This is a genomic window from Pseudoalteromonas rubra (assembly GCF_005887095.1).
Classification (GTDB): Bacteria; Pseudomonadota; Gammaproteobacteria; order Enterobacterales; family Alteromonadaceae; genus Pseudoalteromonas; species Pseudoalteromonas rubra_E.
In genome coordinates this window covers 59192-79805 of the sequence record NZ_PNCI01000068.1, presented here as the reverse complement: position 1 = coordinate 79805, position 20614 = coordinate 59192, and the positions used below count along the sequence as shown (strand labels likewise).

Genomic DNA, 20614 nt, shown 5'->3' with positions numbered 1-20614 from the left:
ATGATTTAGGAAACAACGCCAAGCAATAGAAAAAGCTTGTCTTATGATTACTATGCTTGTGATGTGGGGTTATGCTTTTACTAGAGCATTTAATGCAAGTACTCTTCCCAGGAAAGTAGTATTAACCTTTTTGTCAGTAGTACTTATTTTCGCTTCAGGCTACCTTTTTTATGTATATGATATGATCAAGGAACACAATAAAGCGAGTGCCTGACGATGATTAAAATAGGTGGATTTAAACTCACTTTTTTAAATGTTGAAGTTATGAGAGAAGAGAAATTATGAAATACATTATATTTGCGTTAACTCTGGTTGTATCAGGAACTGCGAATGCAGCAGTACATGTAAGAGATGCTTTGATAGAGAGTGTGTATTGCGGCTATGTAGACACGTATGATATGTGTTCTATTCTATTTACATCGGATACAGTTTTGCATGAAAAAGAGGGAAGTTGCCATACTCTGCCCGCTAAACGCATGCAGTTTAAAGTTGACACCCCAATAGGGCAATCATTACTTTCATTGGCTCTGACGGCTTACTCGACTAAAGCGCGAGTTGAGGTTTATGCCAGAGACAAGTGCACGATATACCCGGGATTATCAGACGTGAATTTCATCACGATAAAGTAGTATGAGTGCCATTGTTGTTATCACCTGAGAGTGCCGGGTAAGCATTACCGGGCATTGTTCAGTTGGAGACTAAAAAATAAGATACAACTATATTTTATTTATAATAAGAGAGCGTCAAATACTACATGGATATATCCGTGATCCGCATATACCCCAAGCTGCCGCTGATATCTCCGCATATTCCTGTGAATTTTACAGGGGTATTTGCCATTTTGGCCGTTAATGCCACAGACAAAATTGAATTTGCACCGGCCTCGCTTTCTTTTATATACGCGAACTTAGTTCCCGGACAATCCGGCGTAGACCAATCGTTTCCGACAGGAGAAAAATACAAGTAGGCATCCCCTTGATAAAGCTGTACTCTGACATTGTTAATCAACAGTGTCTGGGAGCTGACTCTGTCACCTACTGCGGCAAAAGAGGGAAAGCAGATAATAAAAAGTAAGACTAAAATCAGTGTAGGCATAAGTTGATGCCCTCTATTGAGTAATCATAAAGAGGCTAGGCTAGAGTGACTATACGAATTTGTCAATGCGATTATTCATTGTCTAAGAAAATAAAGCTCCAGTCTGAGAAATACCCAGATAATCATAATTAAAATCAATATGATGGACACGCATGGTATTGTTTTATCTAGTTTATTTCGCCAAAAAACCAAATAGATAGCAACACCATGCGTGATATCACTATCCTACACGATATGCGCGAACAACTGCGGCTGATGACTTTGCGTGCTTCCGTCAGCATTGAGGGACGCTCAATGATAGTGCATGAGCGTACCTTCACGTTTGCTCAATATAACTCACCTCAGTCGCACCAGTTGTTCCTTGATGAACTTGCCATTACCCTTCCATAGAGGGCCTGCTTGATAAATGTATTCCACTCAGCGTCGAACCTATTCTAATTGTATTTTGGGTACTTTGGCTATCTGGCAGGACTGCCAACTGTTTTACCGGGCGCACTATGGCTAAATTTTAAATTAACCTGTTTTTGAAAATGCCCTGCATCTTAGCATTCTTTTTTATAAACACCACTGAGGCCTGCTCTGCGGAGCAGCAAGCCTTTACACAGAACATGACAAGTATTCACGGAGCAATTAACTTCAAGTCTGTCATGCAGTTCTATAATCGAATAGCGTTGCTGTTGTTGCAACTATTGATTTTGTCCACAAGGCTGCATGCTACAAAAGTGACAGTACAGTGCAGCTGAAAGTGTATTCAGTAGGGTAAAAACTCTAATAAATTCAAAGCAAAACAAGTGTGGCACTATAGTGCTAGTTTTTTTACACATCATATATACAAACACCTCATTTCCCACTAAAAGGTACTTTTGAAAAGTAAATGTAAAGATCGTGGGTTATTTTGTTCCCGTTGCGCAACATCTGTAGAAATGAAATTCGAAAATACTAATAAATTAATGAGGAAATTATGAAGTTTAAATTTGCTGCACTGTTGGGCATGCTCTGTGCAATCACACTGTCTCCGGCAGCGGAAGCGTATCTGTACAAAGACCCGGGTTATGTTGAACGTAACGCCCGGACCATTCAGAAGAATCGGGTAATCGGCCAGTCTCATCAATATAGAGATCAACAAGGCTGGATGTATGTTGATAAGGTTGAGAATGGGGCAACACAGGGGTTTTATCAAGCAGGGAACTGGCTAAAGTTGCACAATCGCGATTTTAAGATGTCGATTGGTGAGCTGGAGTTTTCATTTAATCCCAGCAAGCTTGATTGTACTCAGGGTATGAACTTCAACTTTACAGTTGGAGATGACACTGTCGCGAGTATTAAACCAAACTGCGATGATTTGTTGGATGCGTCGATCACCTACCCCGTTGAATACTACTTTGATCTGATCCCTGAACCGGTTAAGCCTAAAGTGGAATTGCCACTAGACCCGTTGGGCTTGCTAAAGCTTGGCGTTAAGTTTGGTGCGGGTATCGAAGCAGGTGCTGAATTCACGGTAGGTGGAGTAATTGGTGGGCATGGAAATGAAGTGCCTTTCGAAGCCGAAGGCGTTAGACGCCCAGACTATATCTATGCGTCTGTAGAGCCATATGTTGGTGGTGTTGTATCTAGCTCCGCTTATGGTTCATTCGGTCACGGCATATCAGAAGCTGGCGTAAAAGGTAAGGTTAATCTGCTTAAAGTAAAAGGCAAAGGGTATGTAGAAGCTGGTGTGCGCCGTATCGTTGAAGACGAGGTGGTGATAGAGCAAGGCTTTTTGGAGTTAAAGGTCAGCACTAAATTGACAGGTGGAGACGGCAAAATTCAGGCTTACTGCAAAAAGCTCTGGGGACTGCTGCAATTTAACGTAGATGTAATGAAATGGGATCCGCTGTACCAGCGTGAAACCGTCCTTTACGAATACGCGAGCCCTGTTTGGGAAAATTTATAAACTGTTGTAACTGGTGGCCTGAACAAGGCCACCATGTCGAGATTGCGTTATGAAAAGAATAATTATTACACTGGCTTTCTTAAGTCTGTTGGGGATCGTGTTTTTTGTATTCAGTGGGACATACCAGCGTGTTAATGAGCGTTCAGAAGTTGATTCGCTCGAAACTGGTGATATTAAAAATACCTTAGGTGAGGTACAGACTTCAGGTTATCAGGTCGTTATTCAATCTGCGGTACTGAGCGAAAAAGGCACTGCGTATGCGCACTCGGATTTATCCTGGAAAATGTACTTTTATCCTAATACAGATCCCTCTTCAGTATCGCCCGCATTGTTAACAGATATCGAGTTTATTTCTGACAGCAAAATTCAGCCGATGCCCCAGCAGCTGCCTTTTTACTTTTCTTATAACGGGCAACAATTTACCCAATCAGATATGCTCGGGCTGACTCAAGCGCACCCATTATGGGTGTTGCCTAAAGTGCTCGATTTAATGAGTTATTCACTAACAGAGCCACTGACGTTTACAGATGCGTTGGGTAAGAGCACATACCGTTTTCAAAAGAGTGGTAATACAATAAGTCGGGTAAAAATAGAACAACAAAGACAGCAAGATCAACAGGAGCAAGAAAGTTGGGGGCTTACCTTAAAACCCTCAGATAACAGGGTAGCAAATCAGCCAAATCTGCAAAAACTGGACTATAGCAATCAACAAATTTTGCACCAGGGTACTCAACAGTATGAAGTTATACAGACGGTCACTATACTACCTATCGAGCATATGCATACAGATCAAACGAACTGGGACGCCTCTCATAATAAAGGCATTATGTCACCGGATAATCAATCGGCTCTTGTTGAGATCACCGCTGAAAACTTTCTGAAGCAGCTGGAACAACTGGCTGATTCTTTAGATCCCGCTGTGGCAAAAGCGATAGGTCAGTTTATGCTGGAAAATTATGATTACGGCACTTTAAAAGCGTACCTGAAGGACCACGCAGGCTTGAGCTCAGCACTGATTTATTCATTGCAAAAAGCGCAGACACTGGAGGCCGAGCAAACGCTTGCTGATCTGCTGACGGAGCGTGATCTCAGCCAGTCGTCATTGCAGAAAGTCGCGATGGCGCTTGGGCGAATAGAAAATGCGTCTAATGTCGCATTTGCCAGTTTGCAATCTGTTGCAGACGATACCGCCGAGCAGGCGCTTGCCGATGTGGCACTGCTCAGTATTGGCACAATGAGCAAGTTTTCTCCCCAACAATCTCAGCAGGTAGCGCGTTTCCTGAATCGTAAACTGACAGAGTCTCAGCAACTGTCAACGGCCATACTCGCGATTGCGAATAGCAAAAATCCAGCCCTGATTGAAAGGCTACCTGATTATTTGCACCATATTGATACACAAGTCAGGCGAAATGCGATTAAATCGCTTGCGCACAACGAAGCATACCAAGATCAGGTTATTGCCAGTCTGGCTGGCACGTCTGATGTCAATGCCATCGATGCATTTATAAGAACGTATGAACGGGCAGGTTATGCGCTATCCAGTGAGAATATAGAAAAGCTGACGGAGTTTTATCAAACAACAACACACCCAATTATTAAAAAGCGACTGGCCACTGTTATCCGGTGATAATCAGCATGAGTGGCGGGGTTATATCGCCACTCATTCAACCTAGTGTTGTTTGTTATTCCTGCGACCCCAAACTATGTATTGAGTTCAGCCTTTTACGGACAGGTTAAAAAATGCCAGGGCTATATGCCTGCATGTGATTTTTTACGTAGCCAGAGTTATAAATAGCCCTTGATAGCCGCGACTTTATTTTTGGCATACTGACTGTTTGGGTTTATTGTCAGTATTTGCTGATAGTGCTTTAGTGCCAGTGGATATTGCTTGTTTAGCTCATAGGTTTCAGCAACACTGCTATGATAGTATGGTTGTTCATTATTTTGAGTTAGTGCGAATTCAAACACTGCAATACCATCATCAACCCGACCATTCTTCACCAGCTTGTTACCCCACTCAACCAGGAGCTCCAAATCATATGTTACGTCCGTGTCTTGCTGTGCTTGTGCAAATACCGTGGCAAAGTCTTTAAACCCTTTTTTATCTGTCACAGGCACCTGATGCTGTAAGTCCGCAAAGCCATAGTTGCCCTGCTTAACAATTTTATCATCTTTAATCACTGCCAGCTGTAAACCCGGAATGTGCCTTTCTTTCATCAGTGCCTTAATAAGTTTGTCTACCGGCTCCGCTTTTGCCAGTGACGACCATAGTAAGGTGACAAACCAGAATAAGGTGGATAGTAAGACTCTGTTGTTCTTGTACATGATAGTTCCGTTATGCATTTTCGTTTTGAAGATAACACCATCCGTAACAAGTAATATACCAACTTTAAAGTTTTTATTTATCAATGTGTTGATGTTGTTCATTAAAAACACATACGGCTTTTTCTTTCGAAATATAGCCAGATTTACGAAGAATTAGTGGTTTTAACAATGAGAAAAAGCGGCGCAACGGACGAGCAACCAAACGTCTTTTGCGAAGAAATGTATCGTGCGTCCTCAGTCATATTGGTTAAACCAGATAAATCATATTTACCTTCGACTTAGACTCAGTCTGGCTGGCGGTTTGGCGTCGCCCTGGCAAGCTTTGAGTAAAAAACCTAACTACGTTGATAGGTCAATCACCTTATGTGTAACGAAACGCATCATCACACTTATTGGTAAAAAATTGATTTTCATTTATACAAATATTGTTGATATATAAGAGTTTTATATTTGCGTGTTCAAAGGGTTGCGCAGAGCTCATTAATTGAACCAGTGCAATTTAGTGTTTTTTTGTTCTATCTGGCTTGACCTCCTACCACAATAAGCTAGCCTTTTGTTGCTAAATTGTAACTTTTGGAGCAAATAAATGAAAAGAATAACATTGACCCTTCTATTAAGTATCATGTCACTATTTGCGCATACGGCGCACAGCAGTGATCAGCTTGAATATCCCGTGGTACTGGTTCATGGTCTGTTTGGTTTCGACAATCTGCTGGGCGTGGATTATTTCTATCGCGTGCCTTCTGTAATCCGTCAGGAGGGCGGTAACGTCTATGTAGCTGAAGTGTCGTCTGCGCATAACTCTGAGCTGCGAGGCGAGCAGCTGCTTGAGCAGGTTGCACTGATCCGAGCCCTCACTGGTAAAGACAAAGTGAATCTGATCGGTCATAGTCAGGGCGCGCAAACCATTCGTTACGTGGCGTCGGTTAAACCTCAATGGGTGGCCTCAGTGACCAGCATTGGTGGCGTAAACTGGGGCAGCCGTTTTGCTGATGTGGTGCGTGGGGGGGTCGATCAGGGGTCGTTCTCGGAGCAGTTCTTAGCGTCATTAGCTAATGGTCTGGCTGGCCTAATTGACTTATTGTCGGGTAAACCTACGGCACCTAAAGATGCGCTTGAAGCACTCGAGGCTCTGACCACTGAAGGAACACTCGCGTTTAATCAAAAGTATCCAGAAGGCGTGCCTGCTAACTATTGTGGCCAGGGCGATATGCTGGCCGACAATGGCGTCTACTATTTCTCATGGAGTGGCAGCCGTGCCTGGACGAATTTGTTGGATCCTGCCGACAATGCTCTGTTGCTTTTCTCCGGCGTATTTGACGAAGCCAATGATGGCCTGGTCTCGGCTTGCTCCAGTAACCTGGGATATGTGATTGGTAACAACTTCAAGATGAATCATCTGGATCAGGTTAATCAGACTATTGGTATTCACCATTTATTCGAGACCGATCCACTCACGATTTATCGTCAGCACATTCGTCGTCTGAAAGGTCTGAATCTATGAGACACTGGCGTCTGCTCTCACTCAGTTGTATCGGGCTTTGTGCCTGGCTTTGGTATCTGGCTGGACAGCCAGTCAGTACAGGCAAGACTCATGTCGCAGCGACAAGTCAGCGCCCGGTGACAGAGGCGCCACACATGATTGAGCAACAATCCAACGCCGCGATGCCAGCACAGGCAGAGCATTGCGGCGCAATCGTTAAAGCACACAAACATCAGCTTGATGACTGGATCTTAGCTTTGCAAAGCGAACAGCTGGAGCAAAACTGGGCTCAATATACACATCGTTTACCGCTGTGTTTGCAAGAGTTGGCCCATGACTACATGAACTATAAACAGGCGCTGACTGAAGTTCCAAGCAATCTTAGGGTTAACGAGCGTTTTGAGGCGCTGCAAACGCTTCAGGGTCAGCACTTTTCAGATGAGGTGATCGCGGCCTGGTTTGCGGATGAGAACCGCTGGAATGCGCAGACACTGGAGCGCTGGCAAATTCTGTCTGATCAATCGCTCAGCGAGCAGACGCGTGATGAGTTAATGGATGCACATATAAGCCAGCTGCCGCAAGAGGAGCGTGAGACCATAATGGCAACACAAACTCTGGTCACATTAAAACAAAGCTGGAAAACCATGGACTACAACCAGCTCAGCGCCAGGTATGGGGATGAAGCAGCAGAGCGCCTGATGCAAGCAAGGCAGACACAAACGCGTTGGGCACAAAGGGTGGCGGACTATAAAGAGCAACGCGAAGCGCTCCTTGCCCGTTATTCAGACGGGACAAGTCAGGCCAAAATCGCCGCGCTTGAGCAGGCACTGTTTAGTGAAAATGAGCAAAAGCGCCTGGCGGTACTATTGGGTAATGATTAACGCTGCGCTTATTTTCGACACACACCGCTGTCGCAACGGGACTTGCCAGTCAGCCAGTAAGAGATGCGATAGCGGTTTTTGGCAAACAGTAAGTAAAACTTATCAGCGATGGGTTTGATGACGGGCCATCGCAATGGTGCATACAACCAGCCCATTCCCACTAATCGCCACGCCTGATGTGTAACATCCAGACCCAGCAACAGGTTACCTTTGGCATCCAGCGCGTGCAAAACTGTGTTTGCCTTATCCGGGTCAATGCCGGGGTAATGGGCAAAATCGTCGCTGAAAATATCGACCGTCTTAATGCGCTGCGCCTTATCTCGTTTAGTCAGCGCGGTCATTTCTTTAACGCACAAAGGGCAGGTGCCGTCATAAAATATGGTGAGTTCGCTCATTAGTTTATCCGGGGGTTTTTAGCACCATACGCATTAATCACAGAAGCGGATCAGGCAGTAAGCCTTACCCGATCTGCTTAGGTGTTAAGGGGGCGGTAGTGCCACCCTTAAAAGTAATTTTGCTGTCTTATAGGTTAACACCCTTTCATTGGTAGTCTGAGCTTTCCCCAATTGGTCGGGCTGTCGTTCTCACAGCTAAAAGTCGGTTGGATTGTATGTTCTCTGGTGCTTATGCTCATCCCATATTCACCACCAGACACCTTGTTGTTTTTCAAGTTGATACTGATTGGATATAGAGCATGGATAATAAAGTTTGTAGATTTGTCCAACAATAAGGGCTGAGCACTTGGAAACTGACTCCACACAGAGCTATTGTTCGTTTTTATCTCTAAATTGCTTAGCATGATACTGTGACTGGGGTCCTCACCTTGCTGTTGTGCTTCTATGAATTTTGCATAAATACCTGCCGCACGATTGTTGAGCAACCGGCTGTTAGAGATATTCGTGGTGAGCTTTTCCGTGATACTTTTCGCAGTTAGGCGCAATGCTGTCATGTTGTTTACCAGGTCAACATTCGTCACCGTCAAGTTGGCTGTATCGGAAGAGATCCCATTACCTCCATCAAGGAAGTCAGAACCTGGCTGGGCATCTCGGTAAAGACCGCCTGTCACAGTCACTTTCGGTACGTTTTGGTTGTCACCTTCAATCACAATACCCCCTTTACCCGATATGGTTCCAAGTCCATTCTCCGCGGCGGATGAGCAGTAATTAAACGTATATTTGCCATTTTTGTTGATATTTGCATCAACCCAGTTGTCTGGGTTAAAGCTTGCATACCCATAGCTACCGGCATTTGCGAATACGTAGTTAAGTGTTACGCGGTTATTGGACGACAGGTATACTGAAGCCACGGAGCCAGCCAGTCGCGCATCTAGGTTGGAGAGAGTCACATCGGTTGAACGCGAAACAAGCAAGGCTGAACCTCCAGCATTTTTGGCCCATTGCGCTTTAAGCCTGCCATATGCGTCAAAGCTAAGCTGAGGGTGGTCGGTATCGCCCCAGAACTTGCCGCGCGTCTCAATTACCATATCGCGAAGCGAAATCGCATGACCACTGTCAATAGTTAAGGTGGTAAAGTAAGGCACAGCTTCGATTTGCTCAGGACCTCGGTTGGGATATGGAGCAGGGTTGCCAATTCCCTCAATGCCAAATTCATTTGTTATTCTTTGTTTTGCAGGTCTCAAGCGGGTGACTGGCTTACTTGACCAGCGTACGTTTGGCAGGTAAAGCTGCTCGCTGGCGGTGTAACTTTCATCGGTATCGGCTTTTCTTTCGTGATTGCCCGCTCCAAATATTTCAACATGTGACTTGCCTTCAATTGAAAAGCCACCACTGTTTAGAAGATATTCGCCCGCTGGAATATAGATAGTCCAGTGGTCCTGAATGGAGTTTGAGAAGCGATGAAAAGCAGCTGAATTGTTGGTCATTGCATCGCCTACCGCTCCCCACCATTGCGGTATCACATTGAATGGAGTTTGACTGGTTGAAGCTATATCATCATAACCATAGACGCTCGCTTTTGGTTGTCCTTTAATCTTCCCAGAACCATAAAATATACGGTGCATACCAGCCTCTAGTGTTCCTTTAATGGTAAGAGAAAACCCTGCAGGCACTTCAACTCGGGCACTTTCAGAAAACTTGACCACATGGTCTATCGGCATAATTATATTTTTACTGCCAGACAACGTGTCTTTTACTACACGGTAATTACCGCTCAACTCGACCACACCATTTCTGGAATCAATCAGCTTACCATTGATATAAACACCGTTATTATTTGCGCTTAGCGATTGATTAAACGCTGGAGCAAGTCTTACCGTACTGTCCAGAGCAAACCTGTCAGCATACCGGCCAACAATGTATATGCCATACTTGCCACCACCCAAGTTGTTTATTGCGTGAATGGCAAGAGACTGTCCGGCGCTCGTGCCCGACCTAATAGGACGTAACAAATTATACCCGGCCTTAAAAGGGCGTTTGAGGTTACTAATCTCGACATAAGTATACTGATTTCTCAAGCTTCGGTGCACGACCTTTGCAGAGTTCTCATATTGCTCTGAAAGATAGATATGTTGACCAACATGAAAGTTATAACCTTGCGTACCCGGTAGGTATACAACGATACTGTCTAGACTGGATTCCAGACGGGTTTCACGGCGGCCATTAACTGTGACTTCTGATCTTTTGGTATTCAACTGAGTAGATAGAATATCGATCGGTGTACTCATTATGTCGGGGTATATCACATCATAGGTTGAGTCGAATTCATATTTAGGATGTTGCAGTGTGATATAGGTATTGTTGCCCGCTATGCCAAATGCAGTAATCTTTGCTGTGTTTTCAAAAAACAAAGTTTCCTGTAAAGGGTTATGAGTGTAATAGGAGCCAGCAAGCGCAAACCCCCCTGTTGTGCTTGCCCCAGCAATGTCAGTGGAGTCTACAAAATAAGTCACGGCCTGCTCTTCGATCACAGTGCCGTTTTTATCATCACGATACTGATTGCGCAGCATATCGGATATACGATATGCCTTTTTAGCATCGTGCGAAATCAGATATTGATAGCTGTTTAATAGTGGTCGTGCCACAAGTTTATGTTTAATATCGTATGTTTTTGTCGAAAAGTAGGCTTTTTGACCGGCTAACCCTATGCTTACTTCTCCATTACCATTATCGTTAAATGCGTTTTCCTTCGCGACGGAAAGAGCAACTTGGTTACCTATTGCAAAACGGGCATTTTCACATCCTGTTTTTTGCTTTTTTTGATTATCCAAATATAACAAGTAGTAGCCAGATCTGGGACTATCTCCCACGCCATCTTGACGATTGGTATTGGGTAGTGCTTTTACAACAGAATAGGCTAAGCAATTGTTTGGAAGCTTAACTTCACCGTACATAGGATGAAATTCATACTTTAGTCCTTTTAATACAACATAAGTATATTTGCCAGCCAGACCTATATTATGAATAGTAGCCGTATTGAGTGTGAGTTTATTATATAGCTCTGTAGCGCTGGCATATACGTTTGCAGAAAACAAATATGCTATGGCAAACCAAAGCGAACGTGCGCACATAGAAATGTCCTTTAAGTGATTGGTTGTTATGATAGCTGTAAACTATACAGGTTGAATGATGCCTTTTAACATAGTAAGTGCATTAAAGAAAGTAGTGGTGAAGATAGGTGTAGAAATATTGTTTTTAGGTGGTAAAAGTCTCAACTCTTTTTAACTAACGTGGTGAAGTTTAGATGTTTTTTCTAATTTAGCTGCATTTTTCACTTCCATATTGCAGTTTGATTAGGTTTGCTGGGTAATAATCGGATGAACTTTAATATGTTGATATGATTTTGGTGTTGTTTATTTTTTGTGGTTTTTTTGTCAGAGTGTTGGGGGTTGTTTGTTTTTTGTGGTTCGCTCTGTGTTTTAATTGTGTAAGATAGTGTTCTCAATGAAAGTGTTATTTTAAATGAGTTTTTCTGATTATAATTTAATTTTCAAATAGAGTTCTTGGTTTGAATAAAAATATGTCACAACCCGATTTTTGAAACTGTTTAGGTGTGTTGTATGCGCGGATGTTGAATAAATATGCTTTTTATACGAGATTATCAGTTTCATATCGGCCGCCAAACAACGTCTTTTTACTCACCTTAGGGGGGTTATTCACCAGGATTATTGTTAAATTAGGGAACTTTACAAAGAGCATGGCAATAAAAGATTTATCCATCACCAAACAAATAGGTTTGAGCTTTTTTTCGGTATTTTTTGTTTTCTTCGCAGTGAGTTTGTTGACCTATAACGGACTGAGAGGGATCAGCGATGATCTTGATTCAATCGTACAAACCAGTATTCCTTCGGTAGAAATCGTTAAGGATTTAAAGATAGAGCTCACCACCATTCGTAAAGATGAGTTTGGTGCCACCATGAACCCGGACCACCCCGAAATGAGCGAGTGGCTGAGCATTTTGAGTGACTTACGCGCCGGGGTAAATCGTAAAATTGCGCTGTACAGCCAGCTTAATGTAAGCGTAAAGGAGCGCCGCCAGTTCGAAGCGTTTGAGTCTGCCTGGCGAAAATATGCGGCGGCTACGTCGGATTTTAACGCGCTGGTGCGCAGTGGTGAGGTGAACCGTGCTAATGAGACGGTGTTGAACAGCTATCCCGTTTTTGCCAAGGCCATGGACGAGCTAAGTGAGCTGGAGAAAATCAACAGTGACAATGTGGGACATGCTGAGTCATCAGCCATTGGCGCTGTCAAAACCGTGATCACGGCCATTATCATTTGTACTTTAGTGTGCGCTGTGATGATTGCGCTGATCTGTGTTGTGCTCAGCGGGGCTATCAGACGTCCTTTGGAAGAGGCCATGAATCTGGCTGGCAGCATTGCAAATGGTGATTTAAGTACCCGTATTGATATTGGCTCGGCAGGCAGCAACGAACTGGGTTCATTGCTGGTGTCACTGGAAAAAATGCGTCAGCAGTTAAACGGCCTTGTTGTGAAAATTAATGACAGCGCTATCTTGCTCTCTTCTGCGGTTGAAGAAGTAAATATGATCTCGGCACAAAACGCCAAAGGCATGGAAAATCAACAAAACGAATTGCAGTCTGTTGCCTCTGCCATGACCCAGATGCAGGCTGCCGTATCTGAGGTGGCACAGAGCACAGAAATGGGGGCAGAGTCTGCCAACCAGGCCCATATGAAATCGCGTGAGGGCAGTACGGCACTGACAAGCAGCATGTCGCATATTTCCGCGGTGGCAGAAACCGTAACGCATGCGGGCGAGCTGGCGGTTAATCTTGAAAAGAACGCGCAGAATATCAACGTGGTAGTTGACGTGATCCGCGAAATTGCTGAGCAAACGAACCTGCTGGCGCTGAATGCTGCCATTGAAGCCGCCCGTGCCGGTGCCCAGGGCCGCGGTTTTGCTGTAGTGGCCGACGAAGTGCGCTCACTGGCACGCCGTACTCAGGAATCAACCACACAAATCGTTGAAATTGTCAGTGACTTGCAACAAAAGTCCAAAGAAACCGGGGAAGCCACACGCACCTGTCAGACTGGGATTGATGTGTGCGTGGAGCAAACCGAGACGGTCAGCCAAACCATCAGCCAGATTGAGCAGGAGATCGACAGCATTGCAGCAATGAGCACGCAGATAGCGGCGGCTTGTAATGAGCAGTCTGTGGTCTCTGAGGAACTCAATCGCAATATTGAGAACATTAATGTGGCCGGTGTTGAGATGACACAAGGAGCCAATCAAATCTCCCATGCCTGTCATGATATCAGTGAGCTGGCCCACAGCCTCAAATCCAGTGTCGAGCAGTTTAAATTGTAATAGCACCTCTTTGATGCCAGGGAGTTAAAAGTGTAAATCCCCGGCAGTAAATTATACCCGCGAAGAAATCGCCGAATGTCTTGCGCTGGCGGCGCTTTCTTACCCCGAAAACAGGCTGGACTCATCGCCTATCCGGGCAGCGCTGTCTTCATCATTTACCTTTTTAAGTCCTGCAAACCAGCCAGAGACAACTTGGCTATCCGGTTGGTGTAATACTGTGTCATTGATAATAAAGTAAAACGCCCTTCATAATGGATGCGAACTAGGCTAAAAGCTGCAAAGGAATCGACAATGACAGATAATCATGAAAACGATAAAACATACATCTATGTTGGCACAATCGGCGCTAAAGGGCATGGTAAGACGACCTTAACTGCCGCGATAACGTATGTGTTAGCAAAAGAGCACTTATCAGCACCGCAGAGCTTTGCCTCAATCGACGATGCGCCTGAGTACACCACAAATACTGGTGTAACTTGCCGTAGCTCAATGGTCGATTATGCTTCAAAATCGTACGTTTACTTTCATTCAGACTGCCCCGATTATATGGACTATGCTAAAGGGCTGATCACAGGCCATTTGAGGATGGGCACCGCTATCCTTGTGGTTAGCATTGATGTCGGCTTTAATCGCGAAACGGATGAATATCTCAGGCTGCTGCGCTCGATGGGTATTAGTAATGTCATTGTTTATATTAATAAAGCCGACTTGATACACGACGAAGAGTTTATCAGTGAGATGGCGTCTCTAATCACAGAGCAGCTAGAAGAGGCGGGGTATGACAGAGCTTTGAGCCCGGTGATTGTGGGCTCGGCTGAAAAAGCGCTTGAAGGAGACCCCAAATGGGAAAACAGCATCAAAGCGTTAGTCCAGGCAATGGAAGACTATGTTGTTCCGCCTGTGCCTCTGAAGGATCAGCCCTTTGTGATGCCTGTTGAAGATATCTTTATGGTAAGTTGGCGCGATACACTTGCGCGCAGCAGAATAACAAGTGGCACGCTTTATAAAAACGACGAGCTGGAACTTGTGGGTATTCGGGATACTCAGCACACACGATGTTCCAGTATTGAGGTCGAGCGAAGGCTTAAAGACAGCGCACAAGCCACTGAATTGGCTGCTGTAGGCTTAAAAGGGATCGATAGAGAAGATATCGAAGAAGGTATGGTGCTCGGTAAAAACGGGTCAATTAAGCCATATACACGTTTCGAAGCGCTGCTTTATTGTTTGACCGGCGATGAGGGCGGACGTAAAACGCCTCTGTACAATGGATTTGAAGGTGACTTTAGACTGCATTACCTGGACGTGGCAGGCACAGCGAGCTGGCCTCGGGACATTGAAATGATGGTGCCGGGCGATGAGCTTAACGTGACTGTCAGGCTAAGCAAATCCATGGCGATGAAAGCGGGTGTAAAATTCGAGGTCCGCCAGCATGGTCAGGTTGTCGCTGTAGGGCGTGTAACCTGTCCCATTGGCTGAGTTGTTTTAGAAAAAGCGTCAGCGCCTGCGATGCAGGCGCTGAGATTTTGGGTAGGATTACAACTAATGGCGCAAATCAAAGCGGTCCAGCTGCATCACTTTGTGCCAGGCCTTAACAAAGTCCTCTGCAAATTTTTGCTGGGCGTTGTCATAGGCATAGACTTCGGCCACGGCGCGCAGCTCTGAGTTTGAGCCAAAGATCAAATCCACACTGGTGGCCGTGAAGCGCTTTTTGCCTGTGCTGCGGTCAATGCTTTCGTATAAACCGGCCTGGCTGGTTTTTTGCCACTGATGAGACATGCTCAGCAGATTGACGAAAAAGTCGTTGTTGAGCGTGCCCACTTTATCGGTAAATACGCCGTGCTGAGAGTCCATGGCATTGGCACCCAGTACACGTAAACCACCCAGCAGCACCGTCATTTCTGGCACAGTTAGATTAAGCTGATCGGCTTTATCAACCAACATTTCGGTTGGTGAGCGGTAGCTGGCGTTCACGTCAAAGTAGTTTCTGAACGCATCCGCTTTTGGCTCAAGCAGCGCGAATGATTCCACATCGGTTTGTGCCTGAGTTGCGTCGGTGCGCCCTGGGGTAAAGGGCACAGACACCGTAATACCGGCGTTTTTGGCTGCCTGTTCAACTGCGGCGGCGCCTGCCAGTACAATCACATCGGCCATAGAGACTTGCTTAGTACCACCGGCTGCGCGGTTAAAGCGCGCCTGTACAGCTTGCAATTGATTTAAAACTGACGATAGTTCATCCGGATTGTTAACGGGCCAGTCTTTTTGCGGCGCCAGCATAATGCGGGCGCCATTGGCACCACCGCGCATATCCGAAGCACGGAAGCTGGCAGCAGAGGCCCAGGCGGTGCGAATAAGTGCTGGTACGCTGATCCCTGTTTGCAGAATATCCAGTTTGATTGCCCTGGCATCGGATTCATTGATTAGAGCATGATCGACCGCCGGGACGGGATCTTGCCAGATCAAGGCTTCATCAGGTGCGGTGTTACCCAGGTAGCGGGTACGCGGGCCCATATCGCGGTGTGTGAGTTTGTACCAGGCTTTGGCAAATGCCAGGCGGTATTCTTCCGGGTTAGCCAAAAAGCGCTCGGCAATTTTGCGATACTCAGGGTCATACTTCAGCGCCAGATCGGCCGTGGTCATTACCGGTGAGTTGAACTTACCTTTGACATGCGCATCGGGTACTGAGGTATGCAACGCTTCATCGGTTGGGATCCACTGAATGGCACCGCCCGGGCTGCGTGTTTGCTGCCATTCAAAGTTCAGCAGGTTTTGCAGGTAAAGCGTAGTCCAGCGGGTAGGCGCCTGAGTCCACGCACCTTCCAGGCCACTGGTGACGGTATCTTCAGAGTGGCCTTTACCACAGTTGTTTTTCCAGCCAAGGCCTTGCTCTTCAATTGCTGCACCACCGGGTTCTTTACCCACACATTTGCTGGCTTTGCGCGCGCCATGCATTTTACCAAAGGTGTGACCACCGGCAATAAGCGCCACGGTTTCCTCGTCATTCATGGCCATACGACCAAACGCCACGCGAATGTTTTTGGCCGATCCCACAGGATCCGGTTTACCTTTGGGGCCTTCCGGGTTCACGTAAATTAAGCCCATGTGTGTTGCACCCAGCGGGCGCTGTAATTTACCATCTTTTTCTTCGCGATCACTGGCCAGCATTTCAACCTCAGGGCCCCAGTAGACTAAGTCTGGTTCCCAATCGTCGGTGCGCCCACCGGCGAAGCCATAAGTTTTAAAACCCATGTTTTCCAGGCCAACGGTACCGGCCAGGATCATCAAGTCGCCCCAGGAAATTTGCTCTCCATACTTTTGCTTAAGCGGCCACAACAGGCGCTTGGCTTTATCCAGATTGCCATTGTCTGGCCAGCTGTTGAGCGGGTCAAAGCGCATCTGACCGCCATCACCACCACCACGACCATCTAATGTACGATAGGTACCCGAGCTGTGCCAGGCCAGGCGAATAAACAGTGGCCCGTAGTTGCCCCAGTCGGCAGGCCACCAGTCTTGTGATGTAGTGAGTAGCTCGTTCATATCTTGTTTCAGCGCTGCCATGTCTAACTGATTGAATGCCATGGCATAGTCAAAATCTTCACCAAGTGGGTTGGAGCGGCCGTCGTGGTCGCGCAGAGGAGACAGATCAAGTTGATCCGGCCACCAAAACTGATTGGATTTGGCCACGCCCATAGGTACAGTGCCGCTTCCAACAGCACCTTTCGGTTTACTGATCTCGCCATTAGACTGGCTGCCTTGTTGCAAGTCGTCGTTGCTGGCGCAGGCGCTGAGGCCCGTTACCGCTAAACTTACCAGCGCTGCCAAGGCTGATTTTTGAAATATTTTTGTGGTCATAGTGGTTACCTTATTTTTTTAAAACGCCTGCCGACCAGCCAAACCCTACCCAGCCGCCAGTACATCTACTTAATTCTCAGCGAGTATAGTTACGGGTTTGCAAAATTGTTAATGGAATTTATAGATGCTCGTATTCGTAAAAATCAATGGTTGTATTTTTGGTGCATGAGGCGTCGCTGGTTAAGGTTGTCAGATGTAAAGTGACAGGCAGGTTGAAAGGGGATCGCAAAGCAAAAAAGGCCTAAAGGTGATACATCTACACGCTTCGATGCAATGATCTTCGATGTGTATGAGATAAGGTATATCTATTTCAAAGTAACGTTAACTCCCATTGGCGTATAGTTAATGCCTTTTACCGCATATAAGCTTGAGCAGTGTCGGCTTTGCTGTTAGGTTTTTAGAAACAACCAGGCTGTGACTTTTCGTTGCAAATCTGGCTATGGTAAAAATGGATTTTCATACACCAAAAACGCACTATATAGATTATCTGGTGATGTATAAGCGTGAAGGCGCTTGGCGAATTGTGACTAAAACGTTTGTCGCCAAGAGTAAGTAATAGACCGGGAACTGCCATGGATAACCTGACAATATTATTGATCCGATTTTATCAACGTTTTATTTCTCCACATAAAGGGTTTCGGTGTGCCCATGCGGCTGTCCATCGAGGGGAGAGTTGCTCACATGCCGTGCTGGCCATCGTTAATGAGGATGGTCTTTTGGGAGGGTATCGAAAGATAAGGGCACGGATGCGCGCGTGTAAGCAAGCTTATCTCTTGCTTGAGCAATCAGCGTCAAAAGACAGGCGAAAAAAAGACGAGATCCGTTGCGACTGCTGCGACCCAAGTGCGGGTTGTGATATTGCCAGTTGTGGTGGCAGAGGGAAAAGCTGTGATGTTGCCGATATGTCGTGTGATTGCTGGCCTTTTTAGCTAGTTCCAGTATTTCCACCCATCCAGATAGTAGTAAAGCACATGGGGCTGATCCAGGCTGCTGATCTTGCTGTGGGTGTTATGCATATCAGCCGGAAACGTCAATAATAAGGGTTCAATATCTGGATTGTAAAAACGCGTGTCCGGCAGCGTATTGTGCCTTAATGCACACGCAGCTTTGCAGGCCATGACAAACCCCCAGTTGCCAAATGAAGGGACATCCACATGATAAGGGGTGACGGAGTGAAAACCCACCGACGCCGCCGTATTATGAATTGACCAAAATGCCTGCCTGGCAAAATAGGGGCTGGTTGCCTGAGTCACCATAATTCCATGTGCATCAAGACGGTGCTTTACCAGGGTATAGAACTGCTTACTGTATAACCTGGCCAGACTAATGGTTTTGGGGTCGGGTAAATCCACCACGATTAAGTCGTATCTGTCGGGCGTGTCTGTCAGATAGACAAACGCATCCTGATTGAGCACCTTAACTTTGGGGCTGTGCAGCGCGTTTTGATTGAGCTGTTTGAGGTGAAAATTGCTGCGGGCAAGCTCAGCCACGGCCGGGTCCAGGTCAACCAAAGTAATAGATTCAATATCTGGGTATTTGAGCAGCTCCCTGGCGGCCAGGCCGTCGCCACCACCCAGGATCAGGACGTTGCGAGTCGCTGTTTGTCGTTGGATTGGCAAATGGATCAGTGACTCATGGTAGCGGTATTCATCAATGGCAGAAAACTGCAAGCCACCATTTAAATACAAACGCACATCCTCTTTGTGTTTGGTCATGATCAGCTGCTGATACCGAGACTGTTCACTGTGCACAATGCGGTCTTCAAACACGGTTTCGTTCCAGTGATGATTTAACTCTTTACTGAATAACATCAACCCGGCCAGTGTGAGTAACACCAGGATCAGGAGCCACCTCAACAGGCTTGCCTGCCCCTTTGGAAACTGAGCGTAAAAATACCACAGTAAAGTTAAGGCGATAGACAGATTAATAAGACCAAACAGCAGTGAGGTTTTGAACACGCCAAGCCAGGGCAGCAGTGCCAGCGGAAAAACCAGAGTGGCGATTAACGCGCCCAGATAATCAATAGACAACACATTGGCCAGGTTCACCTTTAAGGTATAGTGCTTTTCCATCAGCCGTGACAGCAGCGGAATTTCAAGGCCCACAAAAATCCCAATCAGAGCGGTGAGCGCAACCGACATACTCTGAAAATGCCAGCCCTGAGCATAACAAAAATAGAGTAAAGGTACGGAGCTGCCACCAATCAGCGCCAGCATCAGCTCGTACACAATAAATTGCGTCAGCAGTGTGTTGTCAGTGACCCACTTAGACAGGTACGAGCCCACGCCCATAAACGCCATATAGACGCCAATGGTAATGGAAAACTGCGTCACACTGTCGCCAAGAAAATAGGCACCCGTAGTCGCAATCAGTAGCTCATAGACAATCGAGCATAAGCCGGCAATAAAGATGCTAAACAGCAGAATATGGCTTTCTCTGAGCACTTATTTACCACCCCGGCCGCTGCCACCGCGATGATTGGCACCAGACAAGCTCTGCTGACGAATGCTGCGATCAACCGTCATTTGCGACTTACCATAGGCATAGCTGACGTAATTAATGTCGTCATCATTTTTGTACGCCCAGCTGAACATCAAGGCAAATAGCCCGAGGGAGAAACACCAAGCGTACAGTGGGACACGCGAGGAGCGGGCTTGAGCGCCAAATGGGTTGTGACCATAGGACCTTTTGTTATAGGTTGTTTTGCCTGACAGCGGCTTATCTTCTTCATAGCGGTTGCCCAGCACTGCAAAGCACAAGAAAGCCACAATGAGTGCGATATAGTAGAGCGGTTTTAGTACACTGGCATCTCCCCTTACAGGCACAACGCGAAAGTAGTAGAGCGTGTTATTCAGTTTTTGATTGTTGCTACTTTGATCAGTCAAATACAGCTGATAGCTGCCTTTTTTCGCAAAACGAATTTTAAACGAGGTTTCCTTTTTATGTTCGGTCCACCTGCCTTCGGAGTCTCTGCCTGACTCAGACCACAACTCATCATGATAACTAAACAGGTGAGTGCCATCGGCCTGATAGACTTCCATATCCATGGCTTTCCAGGTATTCATCTTCATCACGCCCTTAAGTTCAAAGCGCATCATCTGGCCATCTTCAGGCACATCGAACAGGTAGGCCTTGTCCTGATTTGAATATTCTGTACTCTTGGCAAACGGCACCTTGGCAACTTGTTCATCCAAAACCAAACCGCCAATAAAGCATAAAGTCAGGATGACTAAAGCCAGGAAAAAGGTTTTTATCACACTCATAAAA

Annotated in this window: 15 protein-coding genes and 1 pseudogene; 9 read left to right on the top strand and 7 right to left on the bottom strand. The window is 46.0% G+C overall.

The genetic code is table 11. The annotated features are described in order from the left end of the window. Positions 1–750: 750 nt before the first annotated feature. A complete protein-coding gene (locus tag CWB99_RS21690) occupies positions 751–1095 on the bottom strand; it encodes a hypothetical protein (RefSeq protein WP_138549916.1) in 345 nt (114 codons plus the stop codon). A 231-nt stretch (positions 1096–1326) separates the two neighbouring features. Here CWB99_RS21690 and CWB99_RS21685 point away from each other — a divergent pair. The 3 genes and pseudogenes from CWB99_RS21685 to CWB99_RS21675 all read left to right on the top strand — a co-directional run. Further along, a pseudogene (locus CWB99_RS21685) lies at positions 1327–1482 on the top strand (IS4 family transposase); the annotation flags it as partial. A 574-nt stretch (positions 1483–2056) separates the two neighbouring features. Beyond that, positions 2057–3028, top strand: coding sequence for a hypothetical protein (locus CWB99_RS21680; RefSeq protein ID WP_138549918.1), 972 nt, complete (start codon positions 2057–2059; stop codon positions 3026–3028). Positions 3029–3077: 49 nt separating this feature from the next. Beyond that, complete coding sequence (locus CWB99_RS21675; RefSeq protein ID WP_138549919.1) at positions 3078–4655, top strand: HEAT repeat domain-containing protein; 1578 nt, start codon at positions 3078–3080, stop codon at positions 4653–4655. Between the two features lie 158 nt (positions 4656–4813). Here CWB99_RS21675 and CWB99_RS21670 read toward each other — a convergent pair whose 3' ends face one another. Then, complete coding sequence (locus tag CWB99_RS21670) at positions 4814–5353, bottom strand: serine hydrolase (protein WP_138549920.1); 540 nt, start codon at positions 5351–5353, stop codon at positions 4814–4816. A gap of 586 nt (positions 5354–5939) precedes the next feature. On the opposite strand from CWB99_RS21670, the gene CWB99_RS21665 reads away from it, so the two are divergent. Next, positions 5940–6857: a lipase family alpha/beta hydrolase gene (locus tag CWB99_RS21665; RefSeq protein ID WP_138549921.1), complete on the top strand. Its 918-nt coding sequence runs from the start codon at positions 5940–5942 to the stop codon at positions 6855–6857. Further along, positions 6854–7717 (top strand): lipase secretion chaperone, encoded by an 864-nt coding sequence (locus CWB99_RS21660; RefSeq protein WP_138549922.1) that lies wholly within the window; start codon positions 6854–6856, stop codon positions 7715–7717. The genes CWB99_RS21665 and CWB99_RS21660 overlap by 4 nt, the downstream gene beginning before the upstream one ends. Positions 7718–7725: 8 nt before the next feature. On the opposite strand, the gene CWB99_RS21655 is transcribed toward CWB99_RS21660, so the two are convergent. After that, on the bottom strand, positions 7726–8112 hold the full coding sequence (locus CWB99_RS21655; protein WP_138549923.1) for a thiol-disulfide oxidoreductase DCC family protein: 387 nt from the start codon (positions 8110–8112) through the stop codon (positions 7726–7728). 134 nt (positions 8113–8246) lie between these two features. Then, positions 8247–11243, bottom strand: a complete 2997-nt coding sequence (locus tag CWB99_RS21650) for a hypothetical protein (RefSeq protein WP_138549924.1) — start codon at positions 11241–11243, stop codon at positions 8247–8249. Positions 11244–11869: 626 nt separating this feature from the next. Between CWB99_RS21650 and CWB99_RS21645 the strand changes: the two genes are divergently transcribed. Together CWB99_RS21645 and CWB99_RS21640 are read left to right on the top strand one after the other, a co-directional pair. Then, positions 11870–13498 (top strand): methyl-accepting chemotaxis protein, encoded by a 1629-nt coding sequence (locus tag CWB99_RS21645; protein WP_138549925.1) that lies wholly within the window; start codon positions 11870–11872, stop codon positions 13496–13498. 291 nt (positions 13499–13789) lie between these two features. Beyond that, positions 13790–14974, top strand: coding sequence for a GTP-binding protein (locus CWB99_RS21640; protein ID WP_171045428.1), 1185 nt, complete (start codon positions 13790–13792; stop codon positions 14972–14974). Between the two features lie 63 nt (positions 14975–15037). Here CWB99_RS21640 and katG read toward each other — a convergent pair whose 3' ends face one another. Then, the gene (gene katG, locus CWB99_RS21635; RefSeq protein WP_138549927.1) at positions 15038–17347 is read right to left on the bottom strand and encodes a catalase/peroxidase HPI; all 2310 of its coding nucleotides are present in this window, start codon (positions 17345–17347) and stop codon (positions 15038–15040) included. A gap of 433 nt (positions 17348–17780) precedes the next feature. Between katG and CWB99_RS21630 the strand changes: the two genes are divergently transcribed. Both CWB99_RS21630 and yidD read left to right on the top strand, forming a co-directional pair. Beyond that, positions 17781–17903: a nuclear transport factor 2 family protein gene (locus tag CWB99_RS21630; RefSeq protein WP_283235351.1), complete on the top strand. Its 123-nt coding sequence runs from the start codon at positions 17781–17783 to the stop codon at positions 17901–17903. 16 nt (positions 17904–17919) lie between these two features. Then, positions 17920–18276 carry a membrane protein insertion efficiency factor YidD gene (yidD, locus tag CWB99_RS21625; RefSeq protein ID WP_138549928.1) on the top strand — a complete coding sequence of 119 codons (357 nt, stop codon included), beginning with the start codon at positions 17920–17922 and terminating at the stop codon, positions 18274–18276. Here yidD and CWB99_RS21620 read toward each other — a convergent pair whose 3' ends face one another. Then, positions 18277–19791, bottom strand: coding sequence for a polyamine aminopropyltransferase (locus tag CWB99_RS21620; protein ID WP_138549929.1), 1515 nt, complete (start codon positions 19789–19791; stop codon positions 18277–18279). Then, positions 19792–20610 (bottom strand): hypothetical protein, encoded by an 819-nt coding sequence (locus CWB99_RS21615; RefSeq protein WP_138549930.1) that lies wholly within the window; start codon positions 20608–20610, stop codon positions 19792–19794. It lies immediately after the preceding gene. Positions 20611–20614 lie beyond the last annotated feature (4 nt).